Origin of the sequence: Clostridium hydrogeniformans DSM 21757 (assembly GCF_000686705.1) — a bacterium.
Taxonomy (GTDB): Bacteria; Bacillota; Clostridia; order Clostridiales; family Clostridiaceae; genus Clostridium_Z; species Clostridium_Z hydrogeniformans.
This window is the reverse complement of sequence record NZ_JMLJ01000003.1, coordinates 348,490-367,206: the sequence shown is the minus strand read 5'-3', so window position 1 is coordinate 367,206 and position 18,717 is coordinate 348,490. Positions and strand designations below refer to the sequence as shown.

General features: G+C 32.4%; 16 protein-coding genes and 1 riboswitch. All 16 genes read left to right on the top strand.

Going from position 1 to position 18,717, the window contains the following annotated elements; translation table 11 throughout:
* Positions 1 to 63: 63 nt before the first annotated feature.
* Complete coding sequence (locus tag BR69_RS0101560) at positions 64 to 906, top strand: Cof-type HAD-IIB family hydrolase (protein ID WP_027631602.1); 843 nt, start codon at positions 64 to 66, stop codon at positions 904 to 906.
* Between the two features lie 327 nt (positions 907 to 1,233).
* Positions 1,234 to 1,701 carry a tRNA (uridine(34)/cytosine(34)/5-carboxymethylaminomethyluridine(34)-2'-O)-methyltransferase TrmL gene (gene trmL, locus BR69_RS0101555; RefSeq protein ID WP_027631601.1) on the top strand — a complete coding sequence of 156 codons (468 nt, stop codon included), beginning with the start codon at positions 1,234 to 1,236 and terminating at the stop codon, positions 1,699 to 1,701.
* 15 nt (positions 1,702 to 1,716) lie between these two features.
* Complete coding sequence (locus tag BR69_RS0101550) at positions 1,717 to 2,556, top strand: DegV family protein (protein ID WP_027631600.1); 840 nt, start codon at positions 1,717 to 1,719, stop codon at positions 2,554 to 2,556.
* A gap of 172 nt (positions 2,557 to 2,728) precedes the next feature.
* Positions 2,729 to 2,832: riboswitch (glycine riboswitch) on the top strand.
* A gap of 163 nt (positions 2,833 to 2,995) precedes the next feature.
* Positions 2,996 to 3,370 carry a GrdX family protein gene (locus tag BR69_RS0101545; RefSeq protein ID WP_027631599.1) on the top strand — a complete coding sequence of 125 codons (375 nt, stop codon included), beginning with the start codon at positions 2,996 to 2,998 and terminating at the stop codon, positions 3,368 to 3,370.
* A gap of 74 nt (positions 3,371 to 3,444) precedes the next feature.
* The gene (gene trxB, locus BR69_RS0101540) at positions 3,445 to 4,374 is read left to right on the top strand and encodes a thioredoxin-disulfide reductase (RefSeq protein ID WP_027631598.1); all 930 of its coding nucleotides are present in this window, start codon (positions 3,445 to 3,447) and stop codon (positions 4,372 to 4,374) included.
* 115 nt (positions 4,375 to 4,489) lie between these two features.
* Positions 4,490 to 4,819, top strand: coding sequence for a thioredoxin TrxA (trxA, locus tag BR69_RS0101535; RefSeq protein ID WP_027631597.1), 330 nt, complete (start codon positions 4,490 to 4,492; stop codon positions 4,817 to 4,819).
* Positions 4,820 to 5,006: 187 nt separating this feature from the next.
* The gene (locus BR69_RS0101530; protein ID WP_027631596.1) at positions 5,007 to 6,293 is read left to right on the top strand and encodes a glycine/sarcosine/betaine reductase component B subunit; all 1,287 of its coding nucleotides are present in this window, start codon (positions 5,007 to 5,009) and stop codon (positions 6,291 to 6,293) included.
* A 98-nt stretch (positions 6,294 to 6,391) separates the two neighbouring features.
* Positions 6,392 to 6,850 (top strand): glycine/sarcosine/betaine reductase complex selenoprotein A, encoded by a 459-nt coding sequence (gene grdA, locus BR69_RS0101520; RefSeq protein ID WP_084315175.1) that lies wholly within the window; start codon positions 6,392 to 6,394, stop codon positions 6,848 to 6,850.
* Between the two features lie 37 nt (positions 6,851 to 6,887).
* Positions 6,888 to 8,189, top strand: a complete 1,302-nt coding sequence (gene grdB / locus BR69_RS0101515) for a glycine reductase complex selenoprotein B (RefSeq protein WP_084315173.1) — start codon at positions 6,888 to 6,890, stop codon at positions 8,187 to 8,189.
* Positions 8,190 to 8,677: 488 nt separating this feature from the next.
* Positions 8,678 to 10,213, top strand: coding sequence for a glycine/sarcosine/betaine reductase complex component C subunit beta (gene grdC, locus BR69_RS0101505; protein ID WP_027631591.1), 1,536 nt, complete (start codon positions 8,678 to 8,680; stop codon positions 10,211 to 10,213).
* A 14-nt stretch (positions 10,214 to 10,227) separates the two neighbouring features.
* Positions 10,228 to 11,379, top strand: coding sequence for a glycine/sarcosine/betaine reductase complex component C subunit alpha (gene grdD, locus BR69_RS0101500; protein ID WP_027631590.1), 1,152 nt, complete (start codon positions 10,228 to 10,230; stop codon positions 11,377 to 11,379).
* Between the two features lie 898 nt (positions 11,380 to 12,277).
* Complete coding sequence (locus BR69_RS0101495) at positions 12,278 to 13,372, top strand: BMP family lipoprotein (protein WP_027631589.1); 1,095 nt, start codon at positions 12,278 to 12,280, stop codon at positions 13,370 to 13,372.
* 66 nt (positions 13,373 to 13,438) lie between these two features.
* Positions 13,439 to 14,983, top strand: coding sequence for an ABC transporter ATP-binding protein (locus BR69_RS0101490; RefSeq protein ID WP_027631588.1), 1,545 nt, complete (start codon positions 13,439 to 13,441; stop codon positions 14,981 to 14,983).
* Positions 14,973 to 16,043, top strand: coding sequence for an ABC transporter permease (locus BR69_RS0101485; protein WP_034849048.1), 1,071 nt, complete (start codon positions 14,973 to 14,975; stop codon positions 16,041 to 16,043). The genes BR69_RS0101490 and BR69_RS0101485 overlap by 11 nt, the downstream gene beginning before the upstream one ends.
* On the top strand, positions 16,036 to 16,974 hold the full coding sequence (locus BR69_RS0101480) for an ABC transporter permease (protein ID WP_027631586.1): 939 nt from the start codon (positions 16,036 to 16,038) through the stop codon (positions 16,972 to 16,974). The genes BR69_RS0101485 and BR69_RS0101480 overlap by 8 nt, the downstream gene beginning before the upstream one ends.
* A gap of 146 nt (positions 16,975 to 17,120) precedes the next feature.
* Entirely contained in the window at positions 17,121 to 18,476 is a 1,356-nt protein-coding gene (rpoN, locus tag BR69_RS0101475; protein WP_207640750.1) for an RNA polymerase factor sigma-54, read from the top strand.
* Positions 18,477 to 18,717 lie beyond the last annotated feature (241 nt).

The window sequence follows — 18,717 nt, the reverse complement described above, 5'->3', positions numbered from 1 at the left end:
TTGTTATAATAATAAGGATATGAATTTTAATAACATGAGATAAAGAGAGGAGAATTTACAATTATGATATATAAGTTATTATGCACAGATATGGATGGAACTCTTTTAAGTAAACATCATGAAATATCTAAGGAAAACATTGAGGCTGTTAAGAAAGCTAGTGCTAAGGGAGTAAAAATTGCAGTTTGTACAGGAAGATTACATAGTTCAGCTTTTTACTATGCTAGTCTTTTAGAAGTTAAAACTCCAGTTATTTCTTCTAATGGAGCTTTTATAAGAGAGAAGGATGAAGATAAAATCATATATAAATCTATACTTAAAAAGGAACATTGCAGTAAAATATTAGAGGTATGTAGAAACCATGGTTTAAATGTAAGTTTCCATACTCCTAATACAGTATTTGCAGAAACAGAACTTTTTTCTGCTAAAAATTATAAGGATTTTAATAAGAAACTACCTAAAGAAGGAAGAATAAAGATTGAAATACTTCCAAAGGGAACATTAAAAGAAATCTTTGATAAATATGAGGATGATATTGTAAAGGCAATAGTAATAGAGGATGAAAAATTAATAGAGCTTAAAAAGGCTAAGGAAGAGCTTAAGAACCTTGGAGGATTAGAGGTAGTTAGTTCTTTCCCAAATAATTTTGAAATTATGTCTGAAGGGGTATCAAAGGGAAGGGCAGTAGAAATTCTTGCAAAGGTGTATGGTATAAAAAGGGAAGAGATAATTTGTATTGGAGACAATGAAAATGATATATCAATGCTCCAATATGCAGGCCTTGGAATAGCCATGGGAAATGCATCAGAAGAAGCAAAGAAGGCTGCAGATTATGTAACAGATACTAATCTTAATAATGGAGTAGCAAAGGCCATAGAAAAATTTATTTTAAATGAAGAGAAATAATTGTAGAATAAATAAAAAAGTAACTATAAAAAGGATTTAATTTAAAATTAAACATAAATACTATAGGTTTACTAAACTTAAGAAAGATAATATACTATCTATATATCTAAAATATCCACTACTAATTAGATTATTTTTAGGAATTATATTTACACATTTTAAATATATTAAGTAAAGCTTAATTCAGAAGGAGTTTTTGTTCTAGATGAATTATGATTAAGTTAGGATAAGGTTTTATATACTTACTTAAGAGGATATTTATTTATAAAGTTTTAGGTAAAAACTTTTTGAAGAAACATTATTTATATAATGGGTTGGAGGAGAAATATGAATTTAAACATAGTATTATTTGAGCCAGAGATACCTCAAAATACAGGTAACATAGCAAGGACTTGTGTCCTTACAAATTCAAAGTTACACTTAATTAAGCCTTTAGGATTTAGTTTAGATGAAAAACATTTAAAAAGAGCAGGCCTTGATTATTGGCAGTACTTGGATTTAGAAATACATGAAAGTTTTGAGGATTTTAAGAATAAGTATAAAGAAGGAACATTTTACTTTGCAACTACTAAGGGAGAAAAGTTTTATAGTGAGGTTTCTTTTAACAAAGGAGATTTTATTATATTTGGAAGAGAGTCCAGTGGGCTACCAGACTATATAAGAAATAGTAGAAGAGAAGGATGCATAAGGATACCTATGCTTGAAAGTAGCACAAGATCTTTAAATCTATCTAATACGGTAGCTATCTTTGCCTATGAGGCCATAAGACAGTTTGGATTTCCAAATATGAAATAATTAAGGGGGATAGGCATGGGGAAAATAAAAATAATAACGGACAGCACATGTGATTTAAACCTAGAAATTATAAGAAAATATGACATAGAGGTTATTCCTTTGATTGTTAACTTTGGAGAGGAAAGTTACTTAGATGGAGTAGATATGAATTTTCACTCCTTACTACATAAGATAAATAAAGATGGAAGCTTTCCGACTACATCTCAAATTAATCCTCAAAGATTTTTTGAATGCTACAAAAAGTACTTAGAAGAAGGATATAAGATAATATCACTACATCTTTCTTCTAAAATGAGTGGTACTTATCAATCAGCATGTATAGCTAAAGAAATGCTTGAGAGCGAAGATATAGAAATAATTGATACACAAAATGTAACATCTGGTCTTGGCATTTTAGTAATCCTTGCTTCATTATTAAAAGAGCAAGGCAAGAATCTTGATGAAATAGTAGATACAGTTAAGTCAGGGAAGGAACATGTTAAGAGTATGTTATCCTTTAACTCTCTAGACCATTTAGTTAAGGGCGGAAGACTTTCAAAGACTGCAGGATTTCTTGGCAATATGCTTGGTATAAAGCTTATGCTTTGTGTTAAAGATGGAGAAATGGCGGTAGTGGAAAAGATTAGAGGGAATAAGAAGGCATTAAAATATACAATGGATTACTTAGAAGAGATAAATGTAAAACCAGGAACTCCAGTTATACTTTTAAATGCTTCTAGTGAGGATATGTATGATGCCCTAAAGGAAAGATTAAATGAGAAAAACATAGAGTTCGTCGAATGTGAGGTTGGATGTGTAGTTGGTACACATTCAGGTCCTAATGCAGCAGGGATTTTCTTTATAGAGAATTATTAATCTTAATAAGGAATATCTATAATAGCTATTTGAAAAACTAATAGGGTTGCTAAGTACTATTAAGTATGGTAATATTAGATAAATTTAAATAATACTAAATGTTCTGAAAAATGTAGAATTTACGTCAATATTAGTATATAATAAAATTAAAGAAAGAACTTAATATATGTGGATGAGATTCTCGGGAGATGATTACTTAAGAGTAATAGCCGAAGGAACAAGTAATATGTGCCGACATATTATGAAATTTTCAGGCAAAGGTATCGGGAATTGACACAACTCTGAAAAGCGTTAAGCACCGAAGGAGTAAAGCTCTCAGGTTATATGACAGAGTCTAAGGCTAAGGCTTTAGACTCTGTTTTTTTGTAGTAATATATTGTGTATTATTTAACAATGTTATGGTGTAATTTTTAAAACTATCTTTAGAAAGGACAAAGCTATGAGAGAATCTTGCATAATTATAACCAATAATCCTTTAAGTAAAGAAAAATTTAATTCATTTTATAAGGTTGAATATATAGATGAAGATGTGGTTACATTATTAAATAAAGTAAGGGATTATATTCACTTAGGGCATAAACTCTTAACTCATCCTTTAATGAGTAGTATAAAGCCTAATGAAACACCTTATAGAACTGTAGTTATTTCTAAGGAAAATAAAGACATGGACGTGGATTCATTAATGATAATTGAAAATTCTATTGCTACTACATTAAAGTTTATTAAGGATTTCAATATTCCTAGCTGGCCACAGAACATTCTAGATGATTTTCAATTAATTGATTATGATTTGATTCAAAATGCTATTAACTAATAATGATTTTCTGTTATAATATATATATATCTATATAGAATATAACAGAATAAAACATAGATAGGAGGAATATAATGTCAAAGGTATATGATACTATTATAATTGGGGGAGGTCCAGCGGGTTTATCTGCAGGATTATATGCATCAAGAGGAAAAATGTCTACATTATTACTAGAAAAAGGAAAGTTTGGTGGACAAACTGCTACAACTGATGAGCTTGAGAACTATCCAGGATCGATGGAAGACTGCACAGGTCCAGCGCTTGTAGAAAGAATGAGAAAGCAAGCAGAGGATTTTGGAGTTGAATTTGTAAAGGATGAAGTTCTTGAAGTAGAGATTGAAGGAAAGATAAAGAAGATCAAATGTAAAAATAAAGAATTTGAAGCTAAAACTATAATAATAGCTACAGGTGCATACCCAAGACTTGCAGGATTTAAGAATGAATTAGAACTTAGAGGAAAAGGAGTTTCTTACTGTGCAACTTGTGATGCAGACTTCTTTACTGATTTAGAAGTTGCTGTTGTAGGTGGAGGAGATTCAGCCTTAACAGAAGCTTTATATTTAACAAAGTTTGCAGAGAAGATAACAATAATCCATAGAAGAGATGAGTTTAGAGGAGCTAAATACTTGGTTGAAAAGGTAGAAAAGCATCCTAAAATAAACATAATATTTGATACAGTAGTAGAAGAAGCTAAGGGCGATGGTATAGTAGAAGGATTAGTTATTAAAAATGTAAAAACAGGTGAGCTATCAGACCTTACAGTAGATGGATGTTTTGTATTTGCAGGATATCTTCCAATATCTGATTTATTTAAAGGTAAGATAAAGATGAATGATAGGGGAGACATCATAACAGATGAAGATATGAGATGTGATGTTCCAGGAATATTTGCTGCTGGAGATGTGAGAGAAAAGACTTTAAGACAAGTAGTTACAGCTACTGCTGATGGAGCTATAGCAGCTACAATAGCTGAAAAGTATATTGAAGAAGCTTTTGAAGAATAAAAAAATATTATTACCCGCATTTTATTGTGGGTAATAGCAAGGAAAAAGTTCGCAATATTTTTAAATAAATATTTACTATAAAAATTCAAAATATTATGAATCGGGGGTTTTGCAAATGTTAGAATTAAATAAAGACAATTTTGAGGCAGAGGTGCTTCAAAGTGAAAAGCCTGTATTTGTTGATTTCTGGGGAGATAAATGTGAAATATGTAAAGATTTAATGCCTGGAGTTCATGATCTTGAGGAAAAGTATGCAGATAAAATAAAGTTTGCTTCTTTAAATATAGGAGGATCAAGAAGACTTGCTATATCTCAAAAGGTTTTAGGATTACCAACAATGATTATCTATAAAAATGGAGAAAAAGCTGAAACTATAACTCCAGATAAAATAAATACAATAGATGATGTTGAAAATTTTATAAAGGGATTTTATGACACTCTTTAATTAAGATTTAAATCTAGAAAGGTACTATTCCTTTCTAGATTAAATATAGCTCTTAGGCATCTTAAAATAATTACTCAAGATGTAAGATCTTTTGTGTAATTATGATTTTATAAAACCCACAAAATATTTTTCATAATTGATTAATTATTTGATTTTAGTTGCCTTATTATTATAGGAGGTGAACGCTTTGCGTCTAGAAATTGGTAATATATTCATAAAAGATATCCAATTTGGAGAAGATACTAAGGTTTTAAATGGTGTTCTTTATGTAAATAAGGAAGAACTATTAAAAGAAGTTGGAGGCGATGAAAGAATTCAAAGCATAGACTTTGACATCGCAAGACCAGGAGAAGAGGTTAGAATAATACCTGTAAAAGATGTAATAGAGCCAAGAGTTAAGGTAGAAGGAAATGGGGGTATATTCCCAGGATTCATAAGTAAGGTAGATACTGTTGGATCAGGAAGAACTCATGTTTTAAAAGGAGCTGCTGTTGTTACTACAGGTAAGATAGTTGGTTTCCAAGAAGGTATTGTGGACATGTCTGGAGAGGGAGCTAAATATACACCTTTCTCAAAGACTAACAATTTAGTTATTATAGCAGAGCCTAAGGAAGGTATACTTCAACATGACCATGAAGAGGCTGTTAGAATTATAGGATTTAAGGCTGCTGTATATCTTGGAAAAGCTGGACAAAATGTAGAGCCAGATGAAGTTAAGACTTTTGAAACTCTTCCATTACTTCAGCAAGTAAATCAGTATCCAGAGCTTCCAAAGGTAGTATATGTTTATATGTTACAAACTCAAGGATTACTTCATGATACCTATGTATATGGAGTGGATGCTAAGAAGATAATACCAACATTTATATATCCAACAGAAGTGTTTGATGGAGCTGTAGTTTCAGGAAACTGTGTTTCAGCTTGTGATAAGAATCCAAGCTATGTTCATATGAATCATCCTATAATAGAAGATTTATATGAAAGACACGGTAAAGACTATAATTTCCTAGGATGTATAATAACTAATGAAAACGTATACCTAGCAGATAAGGAAAGAAGTTCTAATATGACAGCTAAGCTTGTAGAATTCCTAGGAGCAGATGCAGTTATAATATCTGAGGAAGGCTTCGGAAATCCTGATGCAGACCTTGTAATGAACTGTAATAAAATATCTGCAAAGGGAATAAAAACTGTTCTTGTAACAGATGAATATGCTGGACAAGATGGTGCTTCCCAATCCTTAGCAGACTCAACACCAAAGGGTGATGCAGTTGTTACAGGAGGTAATGCAAATGAGGTTATTACATTACCACCAATGAAAAAGGTTATAGGACATCCAGAAGTAGCTAATGTAATAGCTGGAGGATACCTTGGTTCTTTAAGAGAAGATGGCTCAATAAATGCAGAGATACAAGTTATAACTGGAGCTACTTCAGAGGTTGGATTTAACTATTTAACTGCAAAAGGATATTAAAAATTACTAATAAATACAAACTTTCCCCATGATTTATTCAAAAGATATTAATCAAAACTTTAAGAAAAATTAGCTTTTTAGAAAGGAAGGTAGAGTTTATGTTACAAGGAAAAAAAGTTATTGCAATTGGAGATAGAGATGGAATACCAGGACCAGCTATAGAAGCTTGTGTAAAAAGTGCAGGAGCAGAGGTTATATTTGCCTCAACAGAATGCTTTGTTTGAACAGCCGCAGGTGCTATGGATCTGGAGATCCAACAAAGAGTAAAAGATCTTGCTGAGAAACATGGAGCTGAAAATGTAGTTGTTGTTTTAGGTGGAGCAGAGGCAGAGGCTTCTGGCTTATCAGCAGAGACTGTAGTTTTAGGAGACCCAACCTATGCAGGCCCATTAGCTGGTGTTGCATTAAACTTAGCTGTTTATCATGTGGTAGAGCCAGAAATAAAAGATGAGTGTGATGCAACTATCTATGATGAGCAATGTGGAATGATGGAAATGGTTTTAGAAGTTGATAGCATAATCGAAGAGGTTAAAGCTATAAGAGATCAAAAAGAGTAATTTAGAGTTATTACTCCAAAATAGGGGGGGACATTAAGTGATAAAAATAGTTCATTATATAAATCAGTTCTTTGCTAACATTGGTGGAGAAGAAATGGCCCATGTTAAGCCAGAAGTAAGAGAAGGTTTTGTAGGACCAGGAATGGGACTTGAAAAGCTTTTTAAAGGTGAAGCGCAAATTGTTGCTACTATTATATGTGGAGACTCATATTTTAATGAAAACTTAGAGGAAGCTAAGGCTGAAGTCCTTGAGATGGTAAAAAAGTATGAGCCAGACCTATTTATAGCAGGACCAGCATTTAATGCAGGAAGATATGGAGTTGCTTGTGGAACCATAGCTAAGGAAGTTGAGGATAAGCTTAATATACCAGTACTTACAGCTATGTATCAAGAGAATCCAGGAGCAGATATGTATAAAAAGCACTTATATATTGTAGAGACAAGAAATAGTGCAGCGGGTATGAGAACTGCTCTTCCAGCTATCGCAAATCTTGCATTAAAGCTTGCAAAAGGAGAAACCATAGGATTACCATCTGAAGAAGGATATATAGAAAGAGGAATAAGAAAGAATTACTTTGCAGAGCAAAGAGGATCTAAGAGAGCAGTAGATATGCTTGTTAAAAAGCTTAAGGGAGAGGAATTCATAACTGAATTTAAAATGCCTGTTTTTGATAGAGTTGATCCTCATCCAGCAGTAAAGGATATAACAAAGTGTAAGGTTGCCATAGTTACATCAGGAGGTACTGTTCCAAAAGGAAATCCTGACCATATAGAATCATCTTCAGCATCTAAATATGGTGAATATGATATAGAAGGTGTTATGGATTTAACAGCAGAAACCTATGAGACTGCACATGGTGGTTATGACCCAACTTATGCAAATACTGACTCAGATAGAGTAATACCAGTTGACGTTTTAAGACAAATGGAAAAGGAAGGCAAGATAGGATCTCTTCATAGATATTTCTATTCTACAGTAGGTAATGGAACAGCAGTTGCATCATCTAAAAAGTTTGGAGAAGAAATAGCTAATAAGCTTGTGGCTGATGGAGTAGATGCAGTTATCTTAACTTCTACATGAGGAACTTGTACGCGTTGCGGTGCAACGCTTGTTAAAGAAATAGAAAGAGTACTTCCAGTTGTACACATGTGTACAGTAGTACCAATATCTTTGACTGTTGGAGCAAATAGAATAATTCCAACAGTAGCAATTCCTCACCCACTTGGAAATCCAGCTCTAGACGCTAAGGACGAATATGAATTAAGATATAACTTAACTTTAAAAGCATTAAAAGCTTTAGAGACAGAAGTTGAAGGACAAACTGTATTTGATAAGTAATAAATAAATTAACTAGGCTCCTGTAAAGGGAGCCTAGTTAAAAAACAAAGTCTTAAATTGAATATTTGTTTTATTTACTTTACATTACTTTAATTATTAGTTTTTGGAAGTGTGATTTTTGTAATTAAGAATTTAAAGTATCTGTTATTATTCTCTTAAATTTATATATAGGGTTTTAAGTTTTAAAGTTAATTTATGAATATACTTAAAGCAGTGTAAATTAAATATCTTTTCAATGAATAAGTTAATAAATTATATTGAAATCCTATAGAAGGTTAAGTTGAAAAATTAATGAGTTTATTTAACATATAAGAATACTCAAGGAATAAAAAAATATAATTTAAGATAAAAGAAGTTTTTTTATCTTATTAAAGTAACTTATAAAAGAGCAGGGAGAAAGATAAAAGTTAAAAAATACGAGGTAGAGGTATTATGCTTTTAGTTTTTAGCTTTTAGTTAAGAATTTTATAAAAATGGGGGTTAGAACAATGGATTTTCCAGTAATAAAAAAATCATCCTATATTTTAGTTAATACTCCAGACATGATAATACATGATGGAACAACTCAAACTGTAGAAAGAGAAAGCCATCCAGAATCAGAGTATTTAAAGAAACTTCCTGAGTATATAAGAGGTTTTGAAGAGGTAGTTGCTTATGCACCTAATCAAACATATATAGGAAACATGACTCCAGATGAATTAGGGGAAAGAAAGAGACCTTGGCATAATGAAAAGGTAGAGAGTGCAAATAGATTTGGTAAGTTTGGAGAAATAATGCCTCAAGATGAGTTCTATGGTATTATGAAGCTATCAGATGCCTTTGACTTAGTACTTCTTGAAGAAAGTTTTACAGAGATGGTTAGAGAAAAGATAAGTAATCATCCACTTCTAAAGGGTAAGGCAGAAGAGATAAAAAAAGGAGTAGCTTTAGATGAAATAGAAAAGCTAATAAATTCTCATATAGCTGTACCATTATATGACATGGGTAAATTAGTGGGCTGTGTTAAAAGAGCTCATGAATATGATAAGAACCTCTCAGCTCATGTACTTCTTGAAAACTTAGCAGTTAAAGCTTCAGGGGTTGTAGCTACATTAAATTTATTAAAAGATAATGATATAAACATTGAAGATATAGAGTATATAGTTGAATGTTCAGAAGAAGCTGTTGGAGATATGAATCAAAGAGGCGGAGGAAATATAGCTAAGTCTATAGGAGAGATTGCAGGACTTAAGAATGCTACTGGAGCTGATATAAGAGGCTTCTGTGCAGCACCTACTCACGCTTTAATAACTGCAGCATCCTTAGTTAAATCAGGTATATATAAGAATGTACTAGTTGTTGCTGGAGGAGCTACTGCAAAACTTGGAATGAATGGTAAGAGCCATGTAGAAAAGAATATACCAGTTCTTGAAGACTGTTTAGGAGGCTTTGCTTTATTAATAAGTGAGAATGATGGAGTAAATCCAGTTCTTAGAACTGATATAATCGGAAGACATACAATAGGTCATGGAGCTTCTCCACAGGCTGTTCTTGAGGCTTTAGTTTTAGATCCTTTAGATAAAGCAGGACTTAAGATAACAGATATAAATAAATTTGCACCAGAGATGCAAACTCCAGATATCACAGAGCCAGCTGGAGCTGGAGATGTTCCAACTCAAAACTATAAGATGATAGGAGCATTAGCAGTTAAGAAGGGACAACTTGACAGAAAAGAACTTCCAAACTTTGTTAAGGAACATGGATATCCAGGATATGCACCAACTCAAGGTCATATACCATCAGGAGTTCCAATAGTTGGACATGGAAGAGAAAGTATTTTAAATGGGGATCTTGAAAACTTTATGATAGTTGGTAAGGGAAGCTTATTCCTTGGAAGAATGACTAATCTATTTGATGGAGTATCCATAGTTGTTGAAAAGAATAGAGGCTTAAATAATGAAGAGACTGGAGTTTCTAAAGAAGAAGTTAAGTCTATGGTTGCAGATGCAATGAAGGATTTTGCAGCTTACTTAATGAAAAATTAAGGAGGTGCGTTGATATGAAAGAAAACAATGTAAAGGATATTATTGCAGAGGTCTTTAATGACATAGCAAAGGGAATTGAATCTGGAAGCTTTAAAAAGGCAGTGAGAATAGGATTAACTACCTTAGGTTCTGAGCATGGACAAGAGGAAATGATAAGAGCAGCAGAACTTTGCAAAAATAAATATGGAGATTTTCATATAGTTCTTATAGGGGAAGATAATGATAGTGACTTTGAAAAGGTAGTGGTTTCTACTCCAGAAGAGGGTCATAAAAAGATGGTAGAAATGATAGAGAGTGGAGAATTAGATGGTTGTGTAACTCAGCATTTTGATTTTCCAATAGGAGTTTCTACTGTAGGTAAGGTAACCACACCAGGAAAAGGAAAAGATATGATTCTTGCAACTACCACAGGAACTACTTCTACTAATAGGGTAGAGGGTATGGTTATAAATACTATTTCAGGAATAGCAACAGCAAAGGCTATGGGGATAAAAAACCCTAAGGTTGGTATTTTGAATATAGAGGGAGCAAGAAAGGTAGAGAATATACTAAAAGAATTAAAAGAAAATGGTTATGATATATCATTTACTGAATCCTTAAGAGCTGATGGGGGCTTTGTTATGAGGGGAAATGACCTTTTAGCAGGTACTCCAGATGTAATGGTTTGTGACTCTTTAACAGGAAACCTTATTGTTAAGATAATGTCTTCCTTTACTACAGGAGGAAGTTATGAAACCTTAGGTGCTGGTTATGGCCCAGGGGTTGGAGAAAATTATGATAAACTTATAAATATAGTATCTAGAGCATCAGGGGCGCCTTTAATATGTGAAGCCCTAAGATTCTGTGCAACCTGTGCAGAAAATAAGGTTTTAGAAATAGCTAATAAAGAATTTAAGAAGGCTAATAAGGCAGGAATTAAGGATATTATAGGAAAGAGTGTTAAGGAAAAAGTAGTTGAAGATGTAAAGGTTCCTCCTAAGAAGGTAGTAACTTATTCCATTGGGGGAATAGATATATTAGAGTTAGAGGATGCTTGTAGAAGTCTTTGGAAAGAAGGCATATATTCAGAAAGTGGAATGGGATGTACAGGACCTATAATTCTAGTTGGGGAAGATGATGCTAAAAAATCAGAAGAAGTCCTTATAAAGTGTGGATATAAATCTTAGATTAATATAATTTTAGAGTAAGCCATTGCTGGAAGGTAATGGCTTACTTGTTTTTTACACTTTAAATATAAATGTTAGGTAATTTATACATTTGCTAAAGAAATATAAATCAAGGATATTTTTAAGGAATAAGTTAAATATTTATGTGAAAATCTATAGCTTTGTTTAAGGATAAAAATTTAAACTTAGTGTTAAAGGTAATAGATATGCTTATTTTAAATTTTATCTACAAATATATAGATAACTATCCTCTAAATAAGAAAAACTTCCAATAAAGAAATATTTTTTTTATATAAAAAGTTAAAAACCTATTCACATTTTTCGACTTTATGATATAATTTATATGAGAAAATCACTATGAAAATGTTTAGTAACAGGAGGAAATAGGGATAAATACAAACTATTAAGCTTAATAAAGGTAAAATGTTCGTATTTTCTATTTCCAATTTTGATTTTATTAAAATTTTTATTCATTTTAAAATAAGATTAAAATGAATAAAAGGATGTAAATATATGTGAAAGCACTAGAAATAGGGTGTGTAAAGAAAACACATATATTTCTTCAAATAAGGCTTTTGTAAAAGTTTACATAGAGACGAAAGATAGACTTATTTATGGATAAGCTATTAAATTAAATTTATTAACAATTATTTAAGAATATAGTTATATACCATAAACAGAGAGTATATAATGTGATATAAGTTCTATGTAAAGAATTACATAAGATGAAAAAGGTTACATAAAAGCAAGGGGAATAGTATGTTAGCTAAGTTTTTATAAATAACTTAGCTAAGAGGAAATTAAAACCTAGTTACTACGTAACCTGAATTTCAAAACCTTAAACTATGTTTATTCATTAAAACTTTAAAATATATAAATTACTATGGGAGGTATCTTTATGAATAGAAAAAGGTTAATAGCGGCTTTATCAGCAGTTGCAGTTGTTGCTACAATTTTTGCAGGCTGTGGAAGCAAGGACAAGGATAAGGGAGGGGCTACTACTACTGGAGCAAAAGTAAAATCAGGCCTTGTAACTGACCAAGGAGGAGTAAATGATGGATCCTTCAACGAATCAGCAAACAGAGGAATAGAAAAGGCAGCAAAAGATTTAGGCATAGAAAAATTAAATGCTATTGAATCTAAGACTGTTGATGCTTATGAGCCAAACCTAAAGACAATGTCAGGAACTGCAGACCTAACTGTTGGAGCAGGTTTCATGATGATTCAGGCTATGGAAAATGTATCAAAGCAACTTCCAGATAAGAAGTTCTTATTAATAGATGCAGAAGTTAAAAATCCAAACGTTCTATCAATATTATTCCAGGAGCATGAAGGTTCTTTCCTAGCTGGAGTTATGGCTGGTAAACTTACAAAGACTAATAAAGTAGGATTTATCGGTGGAAAAGAAGGAGAAGTAATAAATAAGTTTGAAGTTGGATTTATAGCTGGAGTTATGTCAGTAAACCCAGAGGCTGGTAAAGCTTTAATGCCAAAGGATGAGAAGACACCAGGACAATTCGTAAAATATGTTGACTCTTTTGATGACCAACAAAAGGGAGTAGAAGCAGCTAAGATGCTTTATAACCAAGGAGCAGATATAGTTTACCATGCAGCAGGTGGAGTTGGTCTTGGAGTATTCAAGGCAGCTAAGGAAATGGGTAAATTTGCTATAGGAGTTGACTCAGACCAAGCAGTTACACCAAGTGCAAAGTCTTATAGTGATATAATATTATTCTCTATGGAAAAGAAAGTAGATGTTAGTGTATTTAACACTTTAAAAGAATTAAAAGATGGAAAATTTGATGGTGGTAAGCTTCATAAGTTAGGAGTAAAAGAAGGAGCAGTAGGAATAGCTCCAACTCTTCATAAGGAAGTAACTAAGGAAGCTCAAGATTTAGCTAAGAAGGCTGAAGAAATGATAAAGAGTGATAAGGTTGTTGTTCCAGCTACAAGAGCTGAATTATTAAAGTTTAAGGCAGTAGAAATAAAATAGTATTTTAGTTTATAGGCTAGATGGGTCTCATCTAGCCTATATTTAAAATTTGGAAGGAGAAAATCTATGGAAAAAGTTATTGAAATGAAGGGTGTTACTAAGGTTTTTCCAGGAATTATAGCAAATGATAACGTAGATTTTGACCTTAATAAAGGGGAGATCCATGTTCTCCTTGGAGAAAATGGAGCTGGAAAGACAACCCTTATGAATATATTATATGGGTTATATCAACAAGAATCTGGGGATATTTTTGTAAACGGGAAAAAAGCCAATATGAAAAATCCTAAAGAAGCCATAGCACTAGGTATAGGAATGGTTCACCAACACTTTATGCTTGTGCATAATTTTACCGTAGCACAAAATATGATTCTTGGATATGAGCCTAAGGTAGGCATTAAGGTAGACATAAAAAAGGCTATAAAGGATACTGAGGAATTATCAAAGAGATATGGATTTAATATAGATCCTAAAGCTGTTATAGAGGACATGACTGTTGGACAACAGCAAAAGGTTGAAATATTAAAGGCTCTTTATAGAGGGGCAGATATACTTATACTAGATGAGCCAACAGCAGTTTTAACTCCTCAAGAAATTGAAGAGCTTAGAAAAATACTAAGAAACTTAGTTAAAGAAGGTAAATCTATTATACTAATAACTCATAAACTTAAAGAGGTTATGAGTATGAGTGATAGGGTTACCATAATTAGAAGAGGTAAAAAAATAGATGTAGTTAATACAAAGGATACTACTATAGATAGCCTAGCAGAAATGATGGTAGGTAGAAAAGTAAACTTAGTGGTAGATAAAAAGGAAAGTAAAGCAGGGGAAACTGTTTTAAAAATAGAAAATCTAAAAGTCTTAGATAATAGAGGACTTCCAGCAGTAAAAGGAGTGGACCTAGAGATAAAAAGAGGGGAAATCATTGCCTTAGCTGGAGTTGATGGAAATGGACAAACAGAGTTTATAGAGGCAGTTACGGGACTTCGTAAATCTCAAGAAGGAAAGATAACTTTAAATGGAAAAGATGTTACAGGAAAGACTCCAAGAGAAATAACAGAAGGTGGACTTTCTCATGTTGCTGAGGATAGACACAGAAGAGGCTTAGTACTTAAGTATTCTTTATTAGAGAATTCAGTGCTGGGTAATCATTATAAGAGTCCTTTTGCTAAAGGTATAATAATGAATTATAACAAAATAAGAGAATATGCAAAGAAGCTTATAAAAGATTATGATGTTAGAACTCCTAATGAAGATGTAATGGCGTCAGCTCTATCTGGAGGAAATCAACAAAAGATGATTATAGCAAGAGAGATAGAGAAAAATCCAGAAGTGATTTTAGCTGCTCAACCAACTAGAGGAATAGATGTTGGAGCTATTGAGTATATTCATAAAAGATTAGTAGAAGAAAGAGATAAAGGACGTGGAATTCTTTTAGTATCTTTAGAGCTGGATGAGGTTTTAGCCTTAGCAGATAAAATAGCAGTAATATATGATGGAAAAATAGTTGATGTCTTAGATAGAAAGGATGCCACAGAGCAAAAGCTTGGAATACTTATGGCTGGTGGAAATCTAAAGAAAGAAGATAAAGGAGGAGCACAGAATGAAGAATAAGAAAGCTTTAAATATATTAAAAGAGTTTTCAATGTCTATTGGTGCAGTTATTATGGGACTGTTAGTTTCAGTTATCTTTGTAACTATATCCAGTGGAAATGGCATTGGAGACTCCATATCTCTTTTATTTTCTTCTATTTGGAAAGGAAGCTTTGGAGATCCAGCCCAGCGTATTGAGACCTTTGTTTTTGCCACACCTTTAATATTTACAGGGCTTGCTCACGCAGTTGCTTTTAGAACAGGTCTTTTTAATATAGGGGTTGAGGGTCAATTTATAATAGGTATGCTTATGGCTGCCTTAGTGGGAATGATACCAGGAATTCCTTCATTTATACACATACCTTTAATAATCTTAGGAGGAGCCCTAGGTGGAGCAGTATGGGCTGGAATACCAGGATATTTAAAAGCTAAGTTTGGAACCAATGAAGTTGTTAATACCATAATGATGAATTTTATAGCAATGCATTTCTCTAACTATTTTGTATATCAAAAGTTTAAGGTAGAAGGAACTGTTGCTACCCCTATAATAGAAAAAAGCGGACAACTTACTAGATTTTTAGGAGAAGAATATAGATTAAGTACTGGAATATTTATAGCTATTATATTAGTTATATTAATTTACATACTTTTATGGAAAACAACCATAGGGTATGAGCTTAGAGCAGTAGGGTTAAGTCCAGATGCAGCAGAATATGGTGGAGTAAATATAAAGAAAAATATAATCCTTGCCATGGCTATATCAGGAACTATTGCTGGTATTGGTGGAGCTATACATGTAGCTGGAGTTCAACATCAAGCTATGCAGTTATTTGGCTTCCCGAATTTTGGAATGGACGGAATAGCAGTAGCCTTAGTTGCTAAGAGTAATCCAATAGGAGTTATATTCTCAGCAATATTATTTGGTGCTTTAAATTTAAGTGCAGGTACATTAATGCTATTTGGAATACCAAAGACCATATCCTACCTAATACAAGGGGTTGTTATACTATTTATAGCAGCAGGATATATATTTAAATGGATTGCAGAGAAGAAGAAAAAGGAGGCTACCATAAATGAATGATACAGCTGTAACAAGTTCAGTAATTTTAATAATCGCAGCAACCTTAAGACTTGCTACTCCTTTAATATTTGCTAGCCTTGGAGGTATTTTTTCAGAGAGATCAGGAGTTGTAAATATAGCCTTAGAAGGTATTATGACTGCAGGAGCTTTCTTTGCAGTTCTTGGATCATATATAACAGGGAATCCATGGATAGCAGTTTTATTTGCTATAGCTGGTGGAGTAGCCTTTGCAGCACTACATGCTTATTTAAGTATACATCTACAGGCTGATCAAGTAATATCAGGGGTGGGAATTAACGTGTTCTCAGCGGCTTTAGTTGGATTCTTTGTATTTAAAGTATTCGGAACTCCATCTCAAAGTGCTTCTGTAGCATCTATGTCTTACCCTAAAGAGTTCTTTAGCAAGATACCTTTAATAGGATCTTTACTTGCAGAACTAAACTGGTTTGTATGGATGGCTATAATCTTAGTATTTGTTACTAATTATATATTATTTAAAACACCTTTTGGTATGAGATTAAGAGCTGTGGGAGAACATCCAAAGGCAGCTGATACCTTAGGAGTAAGTGTATATAAAATAAGATATGCAGCAGTTATTTTATCTGGAGTTCTAGGAGGACTTGGAGGAGCAACTTTATCCATAGGTATAATGGACCTTTTTAGAGAAGGTATGGTAAGTGGACGTGGATTTATTGCCTTAGCCGCTGTGATATTTGGTAACTGGAAACCTAAGAATGCCATGTTTGCGTGTTTACTATTTGGTTTTGCAGAAACTCTTCAACTTTATGCTAAAGGATGGGGGCTTGGAATTCCTCAAGAATTCTTTGCAGCATTTCCTTATATATTAACTATGCTTGTAATGGCAGGGTTTGTTGGGAAAACTAAAGGACCAGCAGCAAATGGAGTTCCTTATAAAAAAGGACAAAGATAGTAGAACTAATAACCCTAGGATAATCCTAGGGTTTATTTTATAATTATAGTATTGGATTTATAATTGAGTTTTTTAGGGTTATAATATAAACTATTAATTAAAGATAATGAAAAATTCATTTGCAAAGAGGGGTGACAGTTATGAACATGGATTTTATGCTTAATTTGACCCAAGAACAAAAGCTAATAATGACTCAGCAGATGCAACTTTCTGTAAAATTATTACAAATGTCAGGTATGGAACTTCAAGAATTTATAGATAAAGAAGTTCAAGAAAATCCAGTGTTAGAGGCTAAATATGAAGAAAAAGACCTTAATGATAAAATAGACTATAAAGACCTTATAAAATACTTAGAATTTGATAACTATGGTTCTCAGAGCTTAGGTAGTTACGATAATGATGAAGTATCACCCTTCACTTTTATAGGAAATAAAACCTCTCTTAAAGAGTATTTAGAGGAACAAATAATAGAAACTAATGAAAATGATTACTTTAAAACCTTATGTAAATACATAATAGAAAATATAGATCATAAAGGGTATTTATATATTTCTATAGAAGCTATGGCTAAAGAGATTTCAGTAAGCTTAGAAGACTTAGAAAGGGCTTTAGATATAGTTCAAAGTTTAGAACCATCAGGGATAGGAGCCAGAGATATTAAGGAATGTCTTAAAATTCAAGTTAAAAATAAGGGAATTGAGGATACTAAAGTTTTTGATATAATAGATAAGCATTTAGAGAATATAGCTGATAATAGATATGCTGTTATTGCAAAGGATCTAAAGATAACTCCAAAGGAAGCCCAAAGTTATGGTGATACCATAAAAACTTTAGAGCCAAAGCCATCAAGAGGCTTCTATACAGGAGAAGAGGTTAAATACATAGTCCCAGATGCGTATATAAGAAAGATAGATAATAAATATATAATAATAATGAATGATGAATTAAGTCCAAGGTTATCCATTAACAATATGTATAAAGAAATACTTATGAAAGATTCAGATAAAAATGCTGTAAGCTATGTAAAAGAGAAGATGAATAGTGCTATGTTTCTTATGAAAAGTGTAGATCAGAGGAAAAGCACTATATATAGGGTTCTCGAAAAAATCATAGAGAGACAAGAAGAGTTTTTGGACAAGGGAGAAAGTTTTTTAAGACCTATGACCTTAAGGGAAATTGCAGAGGAATTATCTATGCATGAATCCACAATAAGTAGGGCTATTAGGGATAAATATGTATACATACCAAGAGGGACTAGTAGAATAAAGGACTTCTTTACTCAAGGAATATCTAAGGGAAATAATGATGAGGATGTTTCTGTTGTAAATATAAAAAATATTATAAAAAAACTTATAGATGAAGAGGATAAGAAAAAACCAATATCTGACCAAATAATTTGTGATAATTTAAATGAAAAGGATATGAACATATCAAGAAGAACTGTTGCAAAGTATAGGGAAGAGATGGGAATAAAATCCTCCAGTAAAAGAAAAAGATTGTAGTATATAACCCATACCTTTTATACAAAATATATATAAGGTGTGGGTTATTTTTATGTTATATGACTTGGGATTTCACTATATATCCTACTAAGTATAAAGAGAGATAAGATTTTAATTATAGTTTAGATTATAGGATTTATAAGAGAGTTACTAACAGGTACTAATACTTTTAAGTTTATTCTAGTATAGCTTGAAGCCTTGATAGAATAGGAATTCTATAGGGTTTATATGAAAAAAGCAA